Annotated in this window: 17 protein-coding genes and 1 tRNA gene; all 18 read left to right on the forward strand. The window is 64.4% G+C overall.

The window, feature by feature from the left end; all coding sequences use genetic code 11:
• Window positions 1-2 precede the first annotated feature (2 nt).
• The 18 genes from HOP03_10875 to HOP03_10960 all read left to right on the forward strand — a co-directional run bounded on the left by HOP03_10875 (window position 3) and on the right by HOP03_10960 (window position 21,500).
• Window positions 3-521 (forward strand): GNAT family N-acetyltransferase, encoded by a 519-nt coding sequence (locus tag HOP03_10875; GenBank protein NOT88676.1) that lies wholly within the window; start codon window positions 3-5, stop codon window positions 519-521.
• A gap of 1 nt (window position 522) precedes the next feature.
• Complete coding sequence (locus HOP03_10880; GenBank protein ID NOT88677.1) at window positions 523-1,158, forward strand: alpha/beta hydrolase; 636 nt, start codon at window positions 523-525, stop codon at window positions 1,156-1,158.
• 69 nt (window positions 1,159-1,227) lie between these two features.
• Window positions 1,228-1,959 carry a YebC/PmpR family DNA-binding transcriptional regulator gene (locus tag HOP03_10885; GenBank protein ID NOT88678.1) on the forward strand — a complete coding sequence of 244 codons (732 nt, stop codon included), beginning with the start codon at window positions 1,228-1,230 and terminating at the stop codon, window positions 1,957-1,959.
• Window positions 1,960-1,982: 23 nt separating this feature from the next.
• Entirely contained in the window at window positions 1,983-2,516 is a 534-nt protein-coding gene (ruvC, locus tag HOP03_10890) for a crossover junction endodeoxyribonuclease RuvC (GenBank protein NOT88679.1), read from the forward strand.
• A 189-nt stretch (window positions 2,517-2,705) separates the two neighbouring features.
• Window positions 2,706-3,293, forward strand: a complete 588-nt coding sequence (gene ruvA / locus HOP03_10895; GenBank protein NOT88680.1) for a Holliday junction branch migration protein RuvA — start codon at window positions 2,706-2,708, stop codon at window positions 3,291-3,293.
• 47 nt (window positions 3,294-3,340) lie between these two features.
• Window positions 3,341-5,260 (forward strand): potassium transporter Kup, encoded by a 1,920-nt coding sequence (locus HOP03_10900; protein NOT88681.1) that lies wholly within the window; start codon window positions 3,341-3,343, stop codon window positions 5,258-5,260.
• Window positions 5,261-5,463: 203 nt separating this feature from the next.
• Window positions 5,464-6,501 carry a Holliday junction branch migration DNA helicase RuvB gene (gene ruvB, locus HOP03_10905; protein ID NOT88682.1) on the forward strand — a complete coding sequence of 346 codons (1,038 nt, stop codon included), beginning with the start codon at window positions 5,464-5,466 and terminating at the stop codon, window positions 6,499-6,501.
• Window positions 6,502-6,576: 75 nt separating this feature from the next.
• Window positions 6,577-7,023, forward strand: coding sequence for a tol-pal system-associated acyl-CoA thioesterase (gene ybgC / locus HOP03_10910; GenBank protein NOT88683.1), 447 nt, complete (start codon window positions 6,577-6,579; stop codon window positions 7,021-7,023).
• 7 nt (window positions 7,024-7,030) lie between these two features.
• Window positions 7,031-7,789 carry a protein TolQ gene (gene tolQ / locus HOP03_10915; protein ID NOT88684.1) on the forward strand — a complete coding sequence of 253 codons (759 nt, stop codon included), beginning with the start codon at window positions 7,031-7,033 and terminating at the stop codon, window positions 7,787-7,789.
• Window positions 7,790-7,959: 170 nt separating this feature from the next.
• Window positions 7,960-8,400 carry a protein TolR gene (tolR, locus tag HOP03_10920; protein NOT88685.1) on the forward strand — a complete coding sequence of 147 codons (441 nt, stop codon included), beginning with the start codon at window positions 7,960-7,962 and terminating at the stop codon, window positions 8,398-8,400.
• Between the two features lie 4 nt (window positions 8,401-8,404).
• Entirely contained in the window at window positions 8,405-9,352 is a 948-nt protein-coding gene (locus HOP03_10925; GenBank protein ID NOT88686.1) for a protein TolA, read from the forward strand.
• A gap of 124 nt (window positions 9,353-9,476) precedes the next feature.
• A complete protein-coding gene (gene tolB / locus HOP03_10930) occupies window positions 9,477-10,814 on the forward strand; it encodes a Tol-Pal system beta propeller repeat protein TolB (GenBank protein ID NOT88687.1) in 1,338 nt (445 codons plus the stop codon).
• A gap of 73 nt (window positions 10,815-10,887) precedes the next feature.
• A complete protein-coding gene (pal, locus tag HOP03_10935; protein ID NOT88688.1) occupies window positions 10,888-11,433 on the forward strand; it encodes a peptidoglycan-associated lipoprotein Pal in 546 nt (181 codons plus the stop codon).
• 25 nt (window positions 11,434-11,458) lie between these two features.
• Window positions 11,459-12,376 (forward strand): tol-pal system protein YbgF, encoded by a 918-nt coding sequence (gene ybgF / locus HOP03_10940; GenBank protein NOT88689.1) that lies wholly within the window; start codon window positions 11,459-11,461, stop codon window positions 12,374-12,376.
• A gap of 55 nt (window positions 12,377-12,431) precedes the next feature.
• Window positions 12,432-13,109 (forward strand): 7-carboxy-7-deazaguanine synthase QueE, encoded by a 678-nt coding sequence (queE, locus tag HOP03_10945; GenBank protein ID NOT88690.1) that lies wholly within the window; start codon window positions 12,432-12,434, stop codon window positions 13,107-13,109.
• A 195-nt stretch (window positions 13,110-13,304) separates the two neighbouring features.
• Window positions 13,305-13,991, forward strand: a complete 687-nt coding sequence (gene queC, locus HOP03_10950) for a 7-cyano-7-deazaguanine synthase QueC (GenBank protein NOT88691.1) — start codon at window positions 13,305-13,307, stop codon at window positions 13,989-13,991.
• 84 nt (window positions 13,992-14,075) lie between these two features.
• Window positions 14,076-14,151 (forward strand) — tRNA-Lys (locus HOP03_10955).
• 218 nt (window positions 14,152-14,369) lie between these two features.
• Window positions 14,370-21,500, forward strand: coding sequence for a hypothetical protein (locus HOP03_10960; protein NOT88692.1), 7,131 nt, complete (start codon window positions 14,370-14,372; stop codon window positions 21,498-21,500).
• The last annotated feature ends 7 nt before the right edge of the window (window positions 21,501-21,507 follow it).

Here is a 21,507-nt window from a genome sequence, read left to right on the forward strand (position 1 = left end):
GCATGATCATCCGCCGCGCCACCGCCGCCGATGCCGAACGCGTCGTCGACATCACCCGGCGCAATTTCACCGAGACCTTCGGCCATCTTTATCCGCCGGAGGATCTCGCGTATTTCCTCGACAACAGTTATTCGGTCGATGTACACCGCTCGCTGCTTGCGGACGAGCACTACGCGATCTGGCTGCTGGAGCGCGATGGCGAAGCGATCGGACACGCGGTCGCCGGGCCGGCGGGTCTTCCGCATGCAGATCTCGCCGAGGGCGATGGCGAGCTGAAGCGCCTCTATATTCTGGAAGAGGCCCACAACGGCGGCTGGGGCAGCCAACTGTTCCAGACGGTGCTTGATTGGTTGGAACGCGATGGCCCGCGCACGCTGTGGATCGGCGTATGGAGCGAAAATCTCGGTGCGCAGCGCTTCTACGGCCGCTACGGTTTCGAAAAAGTCGGCGAATACCTGTTCCCGGTCGGCGCGACCTGCGACCACGAATTCATCCTGCGCCGCAAGGCTGGCGGTGCCTGACATGTCCATCGACGGCGCCACGCCGCCCAAGGTACTGCTGGTCCACGGCATCTGGAACGCCAGGCATTGGCTGGCGCCGTTCGCGATCCGCCTGCGCCGCGAGGGCCTTGCGCCGGAATTGTTCGGCTACGACAGCATCCTGCGCGACCCCGAGCATGCCGGCGACCGCCTGATCGCGCACCTGCGCCGCAAACCGGTCGAGTTGCTGGTCGGCCACAGCCTCGGCGGTCTGGTCATCCTCGAAGCCCTGCGCCGGGCGCCGGACCTGCCGGTGAAGCGGGTGGTCTGCCTCGGTTCGCCGCTGCGTGGCAGCGGGGTCGCGGCGGCCATGAGCGGTCGCCGTGCGCCACTGTCGCTGGTGCTGGGCCGCAGCCGCAGCCTGCTCGAAACCGGCTGCGCGCCTTGGCAGGGGCCGGTCGAGGTGGGCGTGGTCGCCGGCAATCGTGCGCGTGGGGTCGGCGGCCTGTTCGCACGGATGGACGGCGACTCCGACGGTACCGTCAGCGTGGCCGAAACCCGGCTCCCCGGGCTGACCGACCATTGCATCGTCCCGGCCAGCCACAGCGGACTGGTGCTGTCGGCCGATGCCGCCCGCCAGACCGCCGGCTTCCTCCTCCGCGGTCGTTTTGGTGACTGAACCGGCCGCAGCGACTGCGGGATAGGGGTAAAATCGCCGGCTTGGCATTCGCACAGGCATCGGACGTTCATGGGCAGAGGTCCTTCCATCGAAGCGCGCAAGAACGCGGTCGACGCGCAGCGCGGCAAGATCTTCACCAAGATCATCCGCGAGATCGGGGTCGCCGCGCGTGCCGGCGGTGGCGATACCACCACCAATCCACGCCTGCGCACCGCGATCGACAAAGGCCTTGCGGTCAACATGACCAAGGAAGTGATCGAACGCGCGATCAAGAAGGCCACCGGCGAACTCGAAGGCGTCGAATACGAGGAAGTGCGCTACGAAGGTTACGCGCCCGGCGGCGTCGCGGTGATCGTCGACTGCCTCACCGACAACAAGGTCCGCACCGTCGCCGATGTGCGCCATGCCTTCAGCAAATGCGGCGGCAACATGGGCACCGAAGGCTCGGTGTCCTTCATGTTCAAGAAACTGGGCGTGCTGTCGTTCGCGGCCGGCGCCAACGAAGACACCATCACCGAAGCCGCGATCGAGGCCGGCGCCGACGACGTGGTGGTGTATCCCGAAGACGGCGCGATCGATGTGATGACCGCGCCCGATGCGTTCGTCGCCGTGAAAGCGGCGATGGAAACCGCCGGACTGAAGCCCGACATCGCCGAAGTGGCCTATCGCGCCGACAACGACATCGCCGTCACCGGCGAAACCGCGCAGCAGGTCGTGAAGCTGCTGCGCTGGCTCGAAGACCTCGACGATGTGCAGAGCGTGTATTCCAACGCCGAGCTCGGCCAAGACGCGTACGCCTGAGCGGATCCGCCGAGCACAACGAAGTGACCCGTATCCTCGGCATCGACCCCGGTTCGCAGCGCACCGGCGTGGGCATCATCGATGTCGACGCGGCGGGCAAGACCACGCACGTGTTCCATGCGCCGCTGAATCTGCTGTCCGCCGACGAAGACACCCGCGACAATTTCCCGCTGCGATTGAAGCGCCTGCTCGACGGGCTGACCGATATCATCGAGACCCATCGCCCCGACGAAGTGGCGATCGAAAAAGTGTTCATGGCCCGCAACCCGGATTCGGCGCTGAAACTCGGCCAGGCGCGCGGCGCGGCGATCTGCGCCGTGGTCCAGCGCGATCTGCCGGTGCACGAATACGCGGCGAAGGAAGTGAAGCTGGCGGTGGTGGGCACCGGCGGCGCCGACAAGGCGCAGATCCAGCACATGGTCGGCATGATGCTCAATCTGAAAGGCAAACTGCAGGCCGATGCCGCCGATGCGCTGGCGGTCGCGATCACCCACGCGCACGTGCGCGCCACCGCATTGCGCCTCGGCGTGAACGCGCGCCAGGCGTGGAGGAAATGAAGCCATGATCGGTCGTCTCAAAGGCACGCTCATCCACAAACAGCCGCCGTGGGTGAAGCGGCGCGTTTGCGAGGCATTGCCTCGCGCGCCGCTGAACGCCCGGCCAAGGATGGCCGGGCAGGTCATTCCGGAGGCGCAGATGCATCGCCAAGGATGGCCGTCGCATTCCTCCTGGTCGAGGGCGCTGTCGTGATCGGACGATTGAAAGGCATCCTGATCCACAAGCAGCCGCCGTGGTTGGTGGTGGACGTCCACGGCGTCGGTTACGAACTGGAAGCGCCGATGAGCACCATCTACGACCTGCCGGAGCTCGGTCGCGAAGTGGTGTTGTTCACCCATTACGCGCAGAAGGAAGACAGCGTCTCGCTGTACGGCTTCCTGCGCGACGCCGAACGCCGGCTGTTCCGCGACGTGCAGAAGGTCAGCGGCATCGGCGCGAAGATCGCGCTGGCGGTGCTGTCGGGTGCGAGCGTCGACGAATTCGCGCGGCTGATCCAGACCGGCGACGTGACCGCGCTGACCCGCATTCCCGGCATCGGCAAGAAAACCGCCGAACGCATGGTGGTGGAATTGCGCGACCGCGCAGCGGATTTCGTCACCGGCAGCGCCACCGCGAGTCTCGGCATCGGTGCCGACGCGCAATCCGAAGCCACCAGCGCACTGCTGCAGCTCGGCTACAAACCCGTGGAGGCCGCGCGCATGGCGCGCGACGCCACTGCGGCCGGCGACGATGCCGCCACCATCATCCGCAAAGCGCTGCAGTCCGCACTGCGCTGAGCCCCCATTTCCGTCGCCTCGCGCGCCGACTACGGCAGATTCTTTCGATGAGCCAAGCTTCCAATCAAGACAATTCCCATGCCGATGGCGGACACGGATCGGCCGGCATGGCCGCGCTGGTCGCGGGTGCGGTCGGCGTGGTGTTCGGCGATATCGGCACCAGCCCGCTGTACACCATCAAGGAAATGTTCCACCCGCATTTCGGACTGACGCCCGACGCGGAAACGGTCAAGGGATTGCTGTCGCTCGGGTTCTGGTCGCTGCTGCTGGTGGTCACGCTGAAATACGTGATCGTGATCATGCGCGCCGACAACGAGGGCGAGGGCGGGATCATGGCGCTCACCGCGCTCGCGCAGCGCAGCCTGAAAGCCGGTTCGCGCTTGAGTTACGCCGTCGGCATCCTCGGCATTTTCGGGGCAGCGCTGTTTTTCGGCGACGGCATGATCACGCCGCCGATCACCGTGCTCGGCGCGGTCGAGGGCCTGGAAGTGATCTCGCCGGTCTTCACGCACTGGGTGGTGCCGATCAGTCTGGTGATCCTGTGCGGTCTGTTCGCGATGCAGCGTTTCGGCACCGAGAAGGTCGGCAAGGCGTTCGGCCCGGTCATGATCACCTGGTTCATCGTGCTGGCGGCATTCGGTGCCTGGAACATCGTCCAGAACCCGATCGTGCTCAAAGCGATGAACCCGTACTGGGCCTGGAATTTCTTCGCCACCCACAACTGGCATGCCGTGCTGATCCTCGGCGCGGTGGTGCTGACCGTGACCGGCGGCGAGGCGCTGTACGCGGACATGGGCCATTTCGGCAAGAAGCCCATCCGCTGGGGCTGGTTCGCCTTCGTGCTGCCGGCGCTGGTATTGAACTATTTCGGCCAAGGCGCGGTGCTGTTGGCGAATCCTGCGGCGGTCGCCAATCCGTTCTACATGTCGATCCCCGACTGGGCGCAGATCCCGATGCTGGTGTTGGCGACGGTGGCGGCTGCGGTGGCGTCGCAGGCGGTGATCACCGGCGCATTCTCGGTCACCCGCCAGGCGATCCAGCTCGGCTATCTGCCGCGACTGGCGATCAAGTACACCTCGAAGGACACCATCGGCCAGATCTACGTGCCGTCGATCAACTGGATGCTGCTCATCGCGGTGATCGTGCTGGTGCTGGCGTTCCGCAGCTCGACCGCGTTGGCCACGGCGTACGGGCTGTCGGTCACCGGCACGATGCTGATCGACACCCTGCTGCTGGCGATCGTCGCCTACACCCGCTGGCCGGATACCCGGAAGTGGGTATTGCCGCTGTGCGGCCTGTTCCTGGTGATCGATCTTGCGTTCCTGATCGCCAACGGCGCAAAGCTGTTCTCCGGTATCGGCGCCTGGGTGCCGCTGTTCATCGGCATCACCGCATTCACGATGATGCGCACCTGGCGTCGCGGTCGCGAGCTGCTGCACGCCGAAATCCGCAAGGAAGGCATCCAGCTCAATACCTTCCTGCCCGGCCTGATGCTGGCCCCGCCGGTACGGGTGCCGGGCACGGCGGTGTTCATGACCGCCGACAAGACCGTGGTGCCGCATGCGCTGATGCACAACCTCAAGCACAACAAGGTGCTGCACGAACGCAACGTGTTCCTGACTGTCGACACCCTCAACGTGCCGCACGCGCCGAAGGAAAAACGCCTGAACATCGAATCCATCGGCAACGATTTCTATCGCGTCGTCATCCGTTTCGGCTTCATGGAAACGCCCGACGTGCCGCTGGCGCTGATGCGCAGCTGCGACAAGGGCGGGATCTATTTCGATCCCATGGACACGACCTATTTCGCCAGCCGCGAGACCATCATCGCCAGCGCCAATCGCGGCATGCCGGTCTGGCGCGACAAGCTGTTCGCGCTGATGCACCGCAATGCCGCTTCGGCCACCGGCTTCTTCCGGATCCCGGGCAATCGTCTGGTCGAACTGGGTTCGCAGGTGCAGATCTGATGCCGTGCCCTCCCTTTGCGCGTCGCGCAAGGGGAGGGTCGGGGTCGGGTGCTGTTGTCCTGGATAGGGCCGAATCACTGCGGTGTTGAAGTTTTCGTTGTTCGACCCCTCCCCAACCCTCCCTTGCGCTGCGCGCAAAGGGTAGGGAGTGAAAGCCGAAAGTGGAGGGAGTAAAACCCGGACGTTCCAGCCATAATCCCGCAATGACCACAGACCGCATCATCGCCAGCGGCGCCAGCCGCGAGGACGACGTCGTCGACGCCACCATCCGCCCGAAACGGCTGGACGAGTATCTCGGCCAGCAGCCGGTGCGCGAGCAGATGTCGATCTACATCGAAGCGGCCAAGCGTCGCGGCGAAGCCTTGGACCATGTGCTGATCTTCGGGCCGCCGGGCCTCGGCAAGACCACGTTGAGCCACGTCATCGCCAACGAACTGGGCGTCAATCTGCGCGTCACCTCGGGACCGGTGATCGAGAAGGCCGGCGATCTGGCCGCGCTGCTCACCAACCTGCAGCCGCACGATGTGCTGTTCGTGGACGAGATCCACCGTTTGTCGCCGATGGTCGAGGAAGTGCTGTATCCGGCGATGGAGGATTTCCAGCTCGACATCATGATCGGCGAAGGTCCTGCGGCGCGTTCGATCAAGCTCGATCTGCCTCCGTTCACGCTGATCGGCGCCACCACCCGCGCCGGACTGTTGACCGCGCCGCTGCGCGACCGTTTCGGCATCGTCCAGCGGCTCGAGTTCTACAGCGCCGAAGAGCTGACCCGGATCGTGCGGCGCTCGGCGCTGATCCTCGGCATCGACTGCGCCCCCGAGGGGGCCGATGAAATCGCCCGGCGCTCGCGCGGCACCCCGCGCATCGCCAACCGCCTGCTGCGTCGGGTGCGCGATTTCGCCCAGGTCAGGGCGGCAGGACACATCGACCACGATGTCGCCCGCGCCGCGATGTTGATGCTGAAGGTCGATCCGGAAGGCTTCGACGATCTCGACCGTCGCCTGCTCAACCTCATCATCGAGAATTTCGACGGCGGCCCGGTGGGCGTGGAGTCGCTGGCGGCGGCGCTGTCCGAAGAGCGCGGCACGCTGGAAGACGTGATCGAGCCCTATCTGATCCAGCAGGGCTTTCTGGTGCGCACCGCGCGTGGGCGGATGGCGTCGCAGAAGGCGTATCGGCATCTCGGGTTGAAACCGAAGCCGGGTGCGGCCGGTCTGTTCGTGGATGCGCCGGATGCATAGGGGCCGCGGACCTGCGATCGGAAATCCGAGCGGATCCGGGTTACGTTTGACCATCGCGCCGACGCCGACTTCAACATGAACGCTGCATTCACCCACCCTGTCCGCGTTTACTGGGAAGATACCGACGCCGGTGGCGTCGTCTACCACGCACAGTATCTGGCGTTTCTCGAGCGCGCCCGCACCGAATGGTTGCGCGCGCACGGTTACGGCCAGGAACTGTTGCGCCTGCAGCACGATCTGGTGTTCGCGGTACGGGCGATGTCGATCGACTTCCGTCTGCCGGCGCGTCTGGACGATGCGCTGCAGATCGGCGTGGCGCTGCGCCAATGCCGGCACGCGAGTCTGGTGATCGTGCAGACCGTCGAACGCGACGGCGTGCGTCTGCTGGATGCGGAGGTGAGGATCGCGGCGCTGCGTGCGTCCGATTTCCGCCCCCGGCCGATTCCGGATGCGCTCTACCCCCAGCTGAAGGCGTTGCAGGAAGCCGCGTCGGAACACCTCCCTCCATCGAACGCGGAGTAATCGAAAGATGTTTTCACAAGCGATGCTGCTGCAGGCCACCGCCATCGAGCCGTTGTCCGACGCGGCGGGTGCGGCCAGTGCGCAGAGCGGCGGCCTGAATTACCTGCAACTGATCATCGACGCCAGCCTGCCGGTGCAATGCGTGATGGCGCTGCTGCTGCTGGCCTCGGTGGCGTCCTGGATCATCATCTTCCGCAAGAAGCGCGTGCTCGATCGCGCACAGAGCGAGGCCGACGGCTTCGAAGAGCGTTTCTGGGCCGGCGCCGATCTCGGCCGGATCTACGCCGAAGCCAGCGGTCGCAAGCAGCAGATCAGCGGCCTCGAAGCGATCTTCGAGGGCGGCATGCGCGAATTCAACCGCGTGCGCCAACGTCGCGGCATGGATGCGCGCTCGCAGCTCGAAGGCGCGCAACGGGCGATGCGCGCGACCGTCTCGCGCGAACTCGACGGCCTGGAACACAATCTCGAATTCCTCGCCAACGTCGGTTCGATCAGCCCTTACGTCGGCCTGTTCGGCACCGTGCTCGGCATCCTGATGTCCTTCCACGGACTGGCCACGATGAAAGAGGCGACCATCGCCACCGTCGCGCCGGGCATCTCCGAAGCCTTGTTGGCGACCGCGATGGGTCTGTTCGCGGCGATTCCCGCCGTCTGGGCCTACAACCGGTTCGCCACCCGGGTGGAACGCATCGCGGTGCGCTACGACACCTTCACCGAAGAGTTCTCGTCGATCCTGCAGCGTCAGGCGCATATCGAAGAGGCGTAAGACAAACCCCGATCACCCCGTCATTCCCGTGAACGCGGGAACCAGCGACTTCACGACGATTGAATCCAGCCCGCAAGCCGATTGCTCATTGGTTCGGATTCGGACGCAAAGGCAAAGACGCTGGATCCCCGCCTTCGCGGGGATGACGATCAAGAACAACAGGTGTTTTTATGGCCGTCACCGCCTCCGGGCGCCGCATCCGCAAGCGCAAGCTCAAAGCCGAGATCAACGTCGTGCCGTACATCGACGTGATGCTGGTGCTGCTGATCATCTTCATGGTGACCGCGCCGCTGCTGAACCTCGGCACCGATATCAATCTGCCGCAGTCGCGGGCCAAATCGCTGGAAACGCCGAAAGATCCGATCGTCGTCAGCGTCTACGCGGATGGTCGCTACGCGCTGATGCTGGAGCGCGGCAAGAACCGCGAGATGACCGCCGCCGACATCACTGCGGAGCTGAAAGCCATCCACGGCCAGAACGACGCTGCCACGGTGCTGGTCAACGGCGAGCGCGACGCCAGTTACCAGACGCTGATGAAAGGCATCGACCTGATCAAGGACGCCGGTATCGCCAAGGTCAGCCTGGTCAGCCTGCCGGCGGAGGGGAAGTAACCCCATGCGCGAAAACCGCGCCGACACTGTCATCGCCGTCGCCTTCGCGCTGCTGCTGCACGCGCTGCCGCTGCTGTTGCTGCTGGTCGCATCGCTGTGGCGCGCACCGCCATCCTCCGCTGCTGGAGAACCGATCAGCGCCGATGTCGTCGATTTGAACGCGCTCCCTTCGAGCATGCGCAGCGCATTGCGGCGCGAACCCGAACCGCTGGCGCAGGCGACACCGCCACCCGAGCCGCAGCCGGAGGCACTGGACGAGCCGCTGCCGGAAGAGTCGCTGCCCGAACCCCTGGAAGAAACGCCACCCGAACAGCAATTGCAGCCGCAGGAGCAATTGCCCGATCCGGACGAGGTCGACCAGGAAGAAGTGAAGCCAGATTCCACTTCGTCCGACACCGCCGCGCGCGAACAGGAAGCGAAACAGCGCCAGGCCCAGGTCGATCTGACCGAACGCGAACGCCAGCAGCAGGCCGAGCAGAAAGCGCGTACCGCGATGGAACTGGAGCGCGAGCGCCAACTCGCCGATATCCGTCGCCAGCGGGCGGAACAGCGACGTGCGATCGACTTGTCGGAAGAAAAGCTCAGGCAGATGGCCGACCGCGAAGCGCGGCGCGCATCCGCTGCCGCCGCCAGCGCCAGCCCGCCGCCGGGCAACCGGGGTAGCGAACCGAATCTCAGCGCCGCCTACACGAAGGCGCTGACCGACGCGATCCGCAACAACTGGACCCAGCCGGACAATGTCTCGTCGCTGCAGGTCTGCAAGATCATGATCCGGCAGATCCCCGGTGGCGAAGTCGTTGATGCCCAGGTCGACCCGTCCTGTCCCTACGACGAGCAGGGTCGGCGTTCGGTCGAAGCGGCCGTGCTCAAGGCGCAGCCGTTGCCGTACCGGGGCTTCGAGAGCGTGTTCAGCCGCAACCTGACCATCAATTTCCGGGCCGAAGATCGTTGAAGCCGACCGTGCAAAGCCTCTCGAGTCCGGGTTCGTTCATCTTTCTGACCGCTTTCGCGGCCAAGCTGTCCCCTCCCGTGAGTCGCCCGGATACCCGATGACCCGATCCCTGTCGCAGAAGACGATGCTTTCGAAAACACGCCAGTTGCAGAACCTGCTTTCGAAAGCCTTCCTGTTCGCACTGCTGCTGCCCTTCACGGCGTTCGCCCAATCGCGCGGGCTGGAGATCGACATCGTCGGCGGCAATGCCTCGGCCATGCCGATCGCCGTGGTGACCATGCCGTATCAAGGCGCCGGCACGCCGCCACCGACCGATGTCGCCAGTGTCGTGCGTGCGGATCTCGCCCGCTCCGGCCAGTTCCGGCCGATGCCGGATGCCGAGATGGGCGCGCAGCGGCCGACCCGCGGCAGCGAAATCGACTTCGGTTTCTGGCAGCAGGCGAAGCAGAATTACGTGGTGGTCGGTCGCGTGCTCGATGCCGGCGATGGCGGTTATCGCGTCGAATACGAATTGTTCGATATCGGCAAGAACCGTCTGCTCGCCTTCGCGCTGACCGCACGCGCCAACGCGATGCGCGACGTTTCGCACCAGGTCGCCGACGCCATCTACGAAAAAATCACCGGCGTGCGCGGTGCGTTCTGGACGCGCATCGCCTATATCACCGCCTCCGGTCTGGGCAAGGACACGCGCTACGCGCTGATGGTCGCCGATGCCGACGGCTACAACCCGCAGACCGTCGTGCGTTCCGACAAGCCGCTGCTGTCGCCATCGTGGAGTCCGGACGGGCGCAAGCTCGCCTACGTGAGTTTCGAGCGCGGCAACTCCTCGATCATCATCCAGGACATCGCCACCAGCGCGCGCGAAACCGTCGCCGGTTTCAAGGGCATCAACGGCGCGCCGAGCTTCTCGCCCGATGGCCGCAAACTGGCGATGGCGCTTTCCAAGAGCGGCAACCCCGAAATCTATGTGATGGACCTGGGCAGCCGCGCGTTGACCCAACTGACCAACCAGTTCGGCATCGATACCGAGCCGACCTGGAGCGCCGATGGCGGCACCCTCTATTTCACTTCCGATCGCGGCGGCAAACCGCAGATTTACCAGGTGTCCGCCAGTGGCGGCAGCGCCAGCCGCGTCACCTTCCAGGGCAGCTACAACGCCAAGGTCACGGTGTCCTACGACGGCAAAAAGCTGGCCGTGGCACAGGGCAGCGGCAACGTGTACCGTATCGCGATGCTCGACCGCAGCCTCGGTTCGCCGCGCTGGTCCATGCTTTCGCCGGGTTCGCTCGACGAATCGCCGAGCTTCGCGCCGAACGCGAGCATGGTGCTGTACGCCGCGCGCGAAGGCCGTCGTGGCGTGCTGTACGCGGTGTCCGCCGATGCCCGCGTCCGCCAGCGATTGGTGTTGGCCAACGGCGATGTGCGCGAGCCCGCCTGGGGCCCGTATCGCCTGCCGCGCTGATGCCCAGCCTGCGCTTCCCGCCGCTTCCGAACCATTCCCCCGTGACTCACCCGCGACAAAGACGAGGACCACCATGAACACGACCACCCGAGTGCTGATCACCGCGATCCTCTGCATGACCGCCGTTGCCTGTACCAAGAAAGTGAAGGAGGATCCGAACACCGATGCCACCGACAGCAGCGCCTCCAGCGGCACGACCAACACCGGCACCGGCACGGTCACCGACAACGGCCCGATCCGCACCGGCGCCTACGGCCCGGCCGATCTCGACACCGATGCGTGTCTGCGCCAGCGCGTGGTGTATTTCGATCTGGACCAGGATGCGCTGAAGCCCGAGTTCCAGGACATCGTTGCCTGCCATGCCAAATATCTGCGCGATCGCCCCAGCGCGCGCATGACCCTGGAAGGCAACGCCGACGAACGCGGCAGCCGCGAATACAACGTCGGCCTGGGCGAACGCCGCGGCAATGCGGTGTCGTCCTCGGTGCAGGCGAACGGCGGCTCCGGCGGCCAGATCTCGGTCGTCAGCTACGGCGAAGAGCGTCCGACCTGCACCGATTCCAGCGAAGACTGCTGGAGTCGCAATCGCCGGGTCGAGATCGTCTACACCGCGAAGTGATGTTCCGCATGGGGCATCGTTCGCGATGCCCCATCGCGTCCTCGCGTGGTCCGCGCTTCACGTCGCCGCGTCCATTGCCGCCGTGTCTTTTCGTAACACTCTTCGCCTGGGTCGTGCCGTCGTGATCATCAGACGCTTTCCGCTGTCCGCCTGTCTCGTTCTTGCACTGGCTTTCGCCGCGCCGGCATCCGCGCAACGGGTCAGCACGGGCGATCGCCTCACCGCGCTCGAGCAGCAACTCTCCGCAATGCGTTCGGGCAATCTCGATCTGCTCAACCAGGTCGGCGAATTGAAGACCGAAGTGCAGTCGCTGCGCGCGCAGATCGAAGAACTGCAGCAGCAGCTCGAACAGCAGAAACAAAGTGGCCGCACCCAGTATCTGGATCTCGACGGACGCTTGAACCGGCTCGAAAGCGGTACGCCGCCGCCGGCTGTCGCACCGCATGCCACCGTGCCGGCCCCGGTCGTTGCGACACCGCCGCCGGCACAGATTCCGGCCGTGCAGGACACGCCGCCGCGCGTGTACGGCGACGCCGCGACCCTCGGCAAGAGCGTCGACGAGCGCAGCGCCTACAACGCCGCCTTCGATGCGCTGAAAGCCGGTCGTTACGCCGAATCCGCGCGCATGTTCCAGGCTTTTCTCGACATCCATCCCAGCGGGGCCTATGCCCCGAATGCGATGTACTGGCTGGGCGAAAGCTATTACGTCACCCAGAACTACGCACTGGCGCAGGAACAGTTCCAGAGCCTGATCGACCGCTATCCCACCCACGACAAGGCCGCCGGCGCACTGCTGAAAGTCGGCCTGTGCCAGTACGGCCTGCGCCAGCTCGACGCCGCCGAAGCCACGCTGGGCAAGGTCGTGGCGCGCTATCCCGGCAGCGAAGCGGCGCGCACCGCCGACGACCGCCTGCGCGCGATCCAGCTGTCGCGGGTGCGTTGACCCGCATCGGGCTGCAGGGCGCGTGCGAAGCGCCTCCGTCCGATAAAATGCCGCGATGACCACCGTCGCAACCGCTGCGGCTGCCGCAGCGGCGGACCGCCTCAAGATCACCGAAATCTTCCTGTCGCTGCAGGGCGAAGCCCGCGATGCCGGCTGGCCGACGGTGTTCGTGCGCCTCACAGGCTGCCCGCTGCGCTGCCAGTACTGCGACACCGCCTACGCGTTCTTCGGCGGCGAATGGCGCGATATCGACGCGATCCTGGCCGAAGTCGCCAGCCACGGCGTGCGTCATGTCTGCGTCACCGGCGGCGAACCCCTGGCCCAGAAACGCTGCCTCGACCTGCTGCGCCGCCTGTGCGATGCGGGCTATCGGGTGTCGCTGGAAACCTCGGGCGCGATCGATATCGCCGACGTCGATCCGCGCGTCTCGCGCGTGCTCGACATCAAGACGCCCGGTTCGGCGGAAGTCGATCGCAACCGCTGGGAGAACCTGCCGCTGCTCGATGCGCACGATCAGATCAAGTTCGTGATCTGCAGTCGCGAAGACTACGACTGGGCGCGTGGCATCGTCGCCGGGCATCGCTTGAGCGAACGTTGCGACGTGCTGTTCTCGCCGAGCAAAAGCGAGATCTCCGCGCGCGATCTCGCCGACTGGATCGTGCAGGATCGTTTGCCGGTGAAATTCCAGATGCAGTTGCACAAGCTGCTTTGGAACGACGAGCCGGGCAGGTGACGTGAATACGGCAACAAAGGCACAGTTCCATCGGTCATTCCCGCGAAAGCGGGAATCCAGCGGCTTGGTTTTTCGGTCGGTCGCCCGACCAACAATACAAAGGCACTGGATGACCAGCCTTCGGCTGTTGACAAGCATTCCCGCTTTCGCGGGAATGACGATTCCTCCCGATCGTTCCGCCCCTGGCGAAGCCCAATGAAGAAAGCCGTCGTTCTCGTCTCCGGAGGCATGGACTCCGCCGTCGTGCTCGCCATCGCCCGTGAACAAGGCTTCGCGCCGCATGCGCTCAGCGTGCGCTACGGCCAGCGCCATACCTCCGAACTCGACGCGGCCGTGCGCGTCGCGGCATCCATCGGCGCAACCGTGCACAAGACCGTGAATGTCGATCTGCGCAGCCTCGGCGGCTCGGCGCTGACCGCGGACATCGACGTCCCGATCGACACCGACGGCCACGTCATCGGCGCCGACATCCCGGTCACCTATGTGCCGGCACGCAACACCATCATGCTGTCGGTCGCGCTGGGCTGGGCCGAAGTGCTGGGCGCCACCGACCTGTTCTGCGGCGTCAACGCGGTCGATTACTCGGGCTACCCCGACTGCCGCCCCGAGTTCATCGCCGGCTTCGAGGCGCTGGCCAATCTCGCGACCAAGGCCGGCGTCGAGGGCGCGGCTTTCCGCGTGCACGCACCCCTGATGCGGATGACCAAGGGCGACATCGTCCGCGAAGGCCTGCGTCTGGGCGTGGATTTCGCACAGACCGTGTCCTGCTACCAGGCCGACGCCGAGGGCCGCGCCTGCCGTCATTGCGACGCTTGCCGCCTGCGCGCCGAGGGTTTCGCGGCGGCCGGCGTGGCCGATCCCACCCGTTACGTCGCCGGCTGACCCATCCGCGCGCGGTTTGAGCTAAAATGCGCGCCCCGGCGCAAGGTCGGGCGGCCCCCGGGCCGGCGCGGTTGATACAAACGTGGGCCGTTAGCTCAGTCGGTAGAGCAGAAGACTTTTAATCTTTTGGTCGAAGGTTCGAATCCTTCACGGCCCACCACTCTCTTCAAACAATCGAACCACGGGCGATGCTTCATCGTCCGCCGTGGACGTGGCTTTGCACCCGTCGATCACGCCGCCGCTTCCGGTTGTGCCGCAAGCGGGTGTTCCATCCAGATTCGCCATCAAGATTGGAGGACGCACGGAAAGCGTGATCGAGCTCAACTTTTGAGATCGAGTCGATTTATACTCCCGCGCAGCAAAGGACAGGGAACCAGCATGCGAAACCGGCAAGAGGGCGCCGTGCGGCGCAGTGGCGCGATCGGTATGACGGGCAGTGGCAGGATTCTGGGCCGTGCCCGGGTCGGGCTGGCGACGATGTTGCTGACGATGCTGGTCGGCCTGGGGCATCCGGGTGCGTTTCCGAGCAGTTACGCGCAGGTTGCACCGATTCCCTTCGATCTGATCGGCGATCAGGCGCCGGTCAGTCTGCAGGGGCAATTGCCGGCGCACGATCCCACGGTCGGCCGGCTTGCCGGTTCCGCCAGCGTCTCCGGCGGCGCGGCCAGCTACGAGATTCCGATCGCTGTTCCGCCCGGGCGTCGCGGCATGCAGCCGGGCCTGTCGTTGAACTACAGCAGCCGCGCCGGCAACGGCATCGCCGGCATGGGCTGGTCGTTGTCAGGCCTGTCGTCGCTGCATCGTTGCCCGCAGACACTCGAACAGGACGGCCAGATCCGCGCGGTCCAACTCGATGCCAGCGACCGCCTGTGCCTCGATGGCCAACGCCTGATCCTCACCGGCGGCACCTATGGTGCGGTCAACGCCACTTACGGCACCGAACTCGAATCGTTCGCACGCGTGACCCAGCTCGGCGGCGACCTCGTCTCCGCCACCAGCTACTTCAAGGTCGAACGCAAATCCGGCGAGATCGCCTACTACGGCAACACCGGCACAGCAGCGTCGACCGCGCGCGTCGTGCCCGGCGGCGTGAGCGTGCCGCTGACCTGGATGATCGCGCGCCTGGAAGACCGCGTCGGCAACGCGATGGATTATGTCTATACGAGCTATGGCGATGGCGAGACGTTGGCGAAGGAAATCTGGTACACCGGCTTCGCCGGTGCCCTGGGCGATCGCCGGGTGGTGTTCAACTATGAGGACCGGCCGTCTGGTGCCGGCACCAACGATCGATCCTCCTCTTATCTTGCTGGCGGGATTACTCGGCAGACCAAGCGTTTGCAATCGGTCGTGACCTACGCAGTGAGCGCACCTGTCCGTAGCGTTGTGCTGAGCTACGGCACCGGCGTCAGCACCACCACCGGCCGCAGCCTGCTGCAATCGGCGACGGACTGTGCGTTCGACGGTACGAACTGGATCTGCAAGCCGCCGACCACGTTCGCGTGGCAGCAGGGCCCGGTGATGCATTCGATGAAGATGCCGAGCCTTTCGCTGGGTGCCGGAGCCGATGTGACGGGACTGAGACCGGTCGGCGACATGGACGGCGATGGCGCGACCGAGGTCATCACCACCAGCAGAAGCGGCAGCACGGTGACGAGCCATCTCGTCTCGCTCACCCCCGAGCGCACCGTGCGCTGGTCGATGGCGATTCCGTCGCAGTACGCGTTGATCGATCTGCGTCATGGGTCGGCGGACTTCAATCAGGACGGGCGCGTCGATTTCGTCGCCCGCGACAGCAGTAGCGGCACCATCGTCGTGCGCGCCTGGAACGGCTCGCCGACCGACAGCAATTTCGCGACCGCGTTCGGCACGATCCTGAATACGGGTATCGCCGTGACCGGGACCGGCAATGGGATCGATGGTCTGAAGCACGTCGGCGATATGGATGGCGACGGACGCGCGGATATCGTATTGCTGAAGCGTATCAACAGCGGCGCGGGCAGTTGTTCCGTCAAGATCTATATTTACCGGAATCAGGCCAATGGCGCTTCGCCGCCAACGTTTCCGGAAGTGGCGTCCCACTGTCTCAACGTGCCGCATGTCGGCGACGTGATGTATGAGGGCGAGCAACTGCAGAGCGTCAGCGATTTCGATGGCGACGGTTTGCCGGACCTGTTGATCGAATCCGATCTTGCGTTCTGGCCCACGCCCATCGGCACCGAAAAGGGCCGCAAGCTCCATCGCATCCTCTTCGGGCAGAAACAGGGCAGCACCTATTCGCTGTTGCAGAAGTCGTTTTCGAGTTTGTTCCAGACCGCATACCCGCGCACCGCGCACGAGGACAAGACCGGGTTGTTCTCGATGTGGATGGACGCCAACGGCGATGGTCTCGACGACTGGCTGTACATCGGCAGCGACGTGAAATGGAAGCTGCGCTACAACCGCGGCGGCGTTCTCGGCCAAGCCTACGACCTCAACACTTCGGCCGGCCTGGCGGGCTGCGGCGATGGCAGCAGCGGGAGCAACACGCACTGCGCCGAAGTCTGGCAGCCGTGGCAGGCCGGGCATCTCGCGCCGGGCGATCATGATGGCGACGGTCGCAGCGAACTTCTTTTCCCGACCGCATTCGCAGCCAATATCTGCACCTACAAATACGTCGACAACGGTGCATGCCCGGGTGGCGATGGCGTCGGTCTGGCCTGTCAGGAACGCTGGGTCTGTCCGGAAGATCCGATCACAGCGCAGCCGATCCCCGGCGGCGCAGGCACCGGCGTGACGGTCGATTACGACGGCAACGGCGTGCCCGAAACCGAGATCGATCAGCTCGCGATCGCGACCCACGCCAAAGGCTTCACCGACTACAGCAGCTACAAGCTCAATGCGCTGCGGATCGTCGAGAGCGCCACCGGCGCGCCGGTGGTGAGCGAAACCGCGACCGGGATCGTGTCCGGTGCGGTGAATCTGCCATCGGAAGACCTGTACGGCGATGGTCATGCCGATGGGCTGTTGCTCAGTTCGCCCGAGTTCGCGCTGCGCGATTCCTTCGGCATCCTCACCTCGCGCGGTGGCGTGCCGGTGTCTTCGACGGTGTCGCCGCAGACGCTGCCCGGTGGCCTGCCGATCCTCACCGGCAATATGCTGATCAACGAAAATCTCGGCCCCGGCGCGCTGAAGAATCCGGACGGCATCACCCCGCAGACCCAGGACATGTTGCAGATGGTCACCGACGGCTTCGGCCAACAGGTGGTCTGGACGTATTCGCCGCTGGCGGGCAAAGCCGGGCGGACCGCAGGCATGACCCCGCTGTACACGGTGCCGACGGTGGCATCGCAGCGTTACATCGACGAGCGCCACATCTACTTCACCTCGTCGATGCAGGTGGTGTCGGAGATGATCCAGAGCGACGGCATCGGCGGACTCCGCACATGGCGTTACGGCTATGGCGAAGCGGTCTACAACAATCAGGGGCGCGGATTCCAGGGCTTCCGCACGTTGATCGAAGAAGACGTGCTGTCCGGCCTGCGCACCACGACCACCTTCCACCAGAAGTTTCCGCTGACCAGCCAACCCGAGCGGGTGGTGGTGAACCCGATCACGCGGAGCGGCGAAGACGGTCCCATCAGCAAGCAAACCTACGCCTGGCGCTGCGACCGCACGAATCGCGCGAACGCGGCGGCGTGCGTGCCGACGCTGGGCGTGCCGACGCGGTATTTCCCATTCCTCGACACCAAGGAATCGTGGACGTACGACGCGACCACGGCCGCAAGCGGTGGTACGCCAGCGACGCTGGGCCATACGCAGGAGATCGCGGCGGACGACGGCAATTGCGCGGGCACGTTGTCGAACGGCTCCGGCTACGACGCATGGGGCAATCTGGTGCAGCGCACGGTGTACAGTCGCGATGCGGGCACTGGTAGCGCCAGCGGCACCAGCAACCGGCTGGACCGGCAGTGCGTGAGCGAGGTCAACAGTTACACCGTGGACACCGCAAACTGGTGGCTGGACAAGTTGACCAGCAAACTGGTGACTACGAAGACCGCTTGGGATGCGGCACAGCACGCGTTGCCGGCGGGGACGAGCAACCCGGCGAACACCGTCAGCAGCAGTTATGCGTGGAACACGAATCGCACGCTCTCGACCGAGACGGTGCAAGCGGGCGTAACGAACCAGCAACGGGTGACCGCATACACGTATCCGACGACGAACAACCATGGCCTGCCCACGGGTGTGGCGGTGAGCGCTTCAGGCGATGCCAACGGCACCCGCAGCACGGGCACCACGTATACCGCCGATGGCTATTTCCCGCTGGCGGTGGTCAATGCCCTGGGCCACGGCGCGACGACCACGGTGCGGACCAGGGACGGCCAACCCAGCAGCGTCACCGATGCCAACGGCCTGCGCACGCTGATCGATTACGACGCGTTCGGATTCGTGGTCAAGAAGCGCTTCAGGGGAGCGACGGATGCGGTGTACGTGGCGCCTGATCAACAGTTAGCGGTTAATAAGTGCAATTTGAGTTTTTGTTGGAAGCCAGTCGAGCAGTACCAGATGATCACGGTGCAGGACGGCAGCCCGACACTGCTGTCGCGGCACGACGCACAAGGCAGGGTGTGGATGTCCGCTGAACTGCGGATGGACGGGGTATGGACGCATGTGATGCGCGAATACACAGCACGTGGTCAGGTGTTGTGGGAAACCGAGCCGTTCAGCGACACGGCCTCGATTCCGTGGAGCGATTTCAGTTACAACGATATTCTAGGACGGATGACTTACAAACGTGTCCCCAAGCAGGGCGAAGACGGCCGCGGCGACATGGTCACCACGTACAGCTACGCTGGCCGGACCACGAATATCCAGGTGCAGGGCAGCAGTGATGCTCCCGGAGTCCTCGGGCTGAGCTTGAGCCGCACCACCGACAGTCTGGGTCGTTACGTGGAGACGCGCGACGCGCTCAATGGCCGCACGCGCTTCTGGTACGAAGCCAACGGCAACGTGGCGGCGATCGAAGACGCGAACAACGTGGTGACGAAGGCGAGCTACAACGCGATCGGCCAGCGGATGTCGGTGAACGATCCGAACCAGGGCAGCTGGGGGTTCGCGTACAACGCGCTGGGCGAGGTGCAAGCGCAATCGGATGCGCGGGGCGTCACCACGGTGTATGCCTACGACAAGCTGGGCAGGGCCACGGCGCGTGAGGCGACGCTGGATGTGACCGGAGACGGCCAGGCCGAACGGGTGTGGGATACCTGGGGTTACGACCCTGCGACGGCGCGCGGGCAGATGGCGTCGTCCCACCGGATGATAGGGGCTCAGACCGAGCGTTGGACGAGTTACAGCTACGACAGTCTGGCGCGGCCGATCCAGAGCGACGTGACGCAGGCGCTGGCCAGCGGCACGCAGAGCTACCGCATACGCACGAAATACGACAGCTACCACGGTCGCCCGGTGGGACAGGAATATCCCAACGGCGAAGCGGTGCAGGTGCTGTACTCGATCTACGGTCATGCCCTCGCCGAGAAGGATCCGGGTACGGGCATCGAGTACCGGCGTACGAACAGCACCAACGCACGTGGTCAGGCCACGCAGGAAAGCTTCGGCAACGGGGTGATCCTCACGCCGACATACCAACATCAGACCGGCCAGCTGACCGGGCTGACCTACAGCGGCGCGAGCGGCAATCTGCGCACGCTGGGCTACGGCTACGACGTGTTCGGCAACGTGAAACGACAGAGCCTCAACGGCGGCGCCAGCCGCGAGGACTACAGCTACGATGAGTTGCACCGGGTGGTGCAGTCGATCCGCAGCGGCGCAGCCAGCGGCACGGTGAACTATGGCTTCGACGCAGTGGGCAACCTGACGAAGAAGAGCGACTTCAGCAGCAACACCGCGAACGCCTACAGCTACACCGGCGGGTCCTGCGGCGGCGGCGCGAACGCGGTGAAATCGGTCGCGCTGGCGGCAGGCGGCACACGCACTTACTGCTACGACGCCAACGGCAACCTGACCGGCGACAATGCGGGCCTGAGCCTGAAGTACGATCACCAGAATCTGCCGACGGTGGCCCAGCGCGGCGCGCTGCGGGACGACTTCCGCTACGGCACGGATGGGCAGCGGACAAGAAGTTGGGGCAGCGACGGCAACCGCGTGTATCTGCCGGGCTACGAGCATCGCACCGACACCGGCGAAACCAAGGTCTACATCGGCGACTACGCGGTGATCAGCAGGACCGGCGCGACACGCAAGGTCGAGTATCTGCTGAAGGACCGACTCGGCAGCGTGGATGCGGTGGCGAATGCCAGCGGCAGTGTGATCGAGACGCGCGGTTATGATGCGTTCGGCAAGCCCCGCAATGGCACTTGGAACGACTTGAGTCCGGCGAAGATCGCCAGCACGGCGGTGACGCCGAAGGGCTTTACCCAGCACGAACATCTGAACCAGCTTGAATTGATTCATATGAATGGGCGGGCTTACGACTACAACCTCGGACGGTTCACGGGGGTGGATCCATTCATCCAGTTTCCGTTGAATTCGCAGTCGTTGAATCCTTATAGTTACATCCTCAACAATCCGCTCAGTGGCACGGATCCGACTGGGTATTGCTCAGCTGATACCGGATCGCATATCAAGAACTGCGAAACCATCACGGTGACGGATACCAAGACGGGAGAGTCTGCATCCGGTCTTGCGAATAAAGGGACGTTTGGAAAACTGGCGGCAAGCGGTATTGGCACCTTGAGCAATGGTGGATCCGCAGGTGCGAGTGCGACTTCAGAAAATCGCAATGGATCTGGCAGCGGAATCGCAAGTCGCATCAAAAGTGCGATCGGTCGGGCATTTGTTCCGAACGCCCAAGACCTTCAGTCGCGAGGTGAGCCTGGAAGTGATTTGGATGATACGAAAGGCTTTGGGAAGGGGCTTTTAAACAGTGGCATTGGGCTCCTAAACAGTGCTATCAACGCGGCACCATTGGGCGGTATTTATAATCGCTTGAATCCAGATAATCAGATTGGCATTCCGGAAGTGCCAATTGAGAACAAGGAATTGCTGGGTGCTTTTGCAAGCAATCTAGGCACATTGGTGCTGACTGCGTTAACGCCAGTGGCTGCAAGAGGCGTAGGCGGTGCGGCGGAGGCTGGTGCTCCGTCGATGAGGCAGGCTGGGACCGGACGCGGGGCGCTGCAATCTGCGGCGGAAAGTAGCCCTGCATGGTCTCCTGGAAAGGCGGCATCAAGTAAATTGCCTTCAAGTTGGGGTGAAGGCGTACCAACAAGGAAAGGAGAGGGCGTTCGTTGGACGGATCCATCGAATAAAGGGAATGGCGTTCGAATTGATCGAGGCAACCCGGCTAATAGCCAGCCAACTCAACGAGTTGATCATGTAATAGTTCGCCAAAACGGGCAAGTTATAGGCAGAAACGGTAGACCCATCAATGGAAGTATTGCGGACAATGCTGTTGAGGCACACATCCCGCTTGATGAGTGGAAAAAATGGTCCAGCTGGTCATCGCCGTGAGGAGGTC

The organism is Lysobacter sp., from assembly GCA_013141175.1.
Taxonomy (GTDB): Bacteria; Pseudomonadota; Gammaproteobacteria; order Xanthomonadales; family Xanthomonadaceae; genus Lysobacter_I.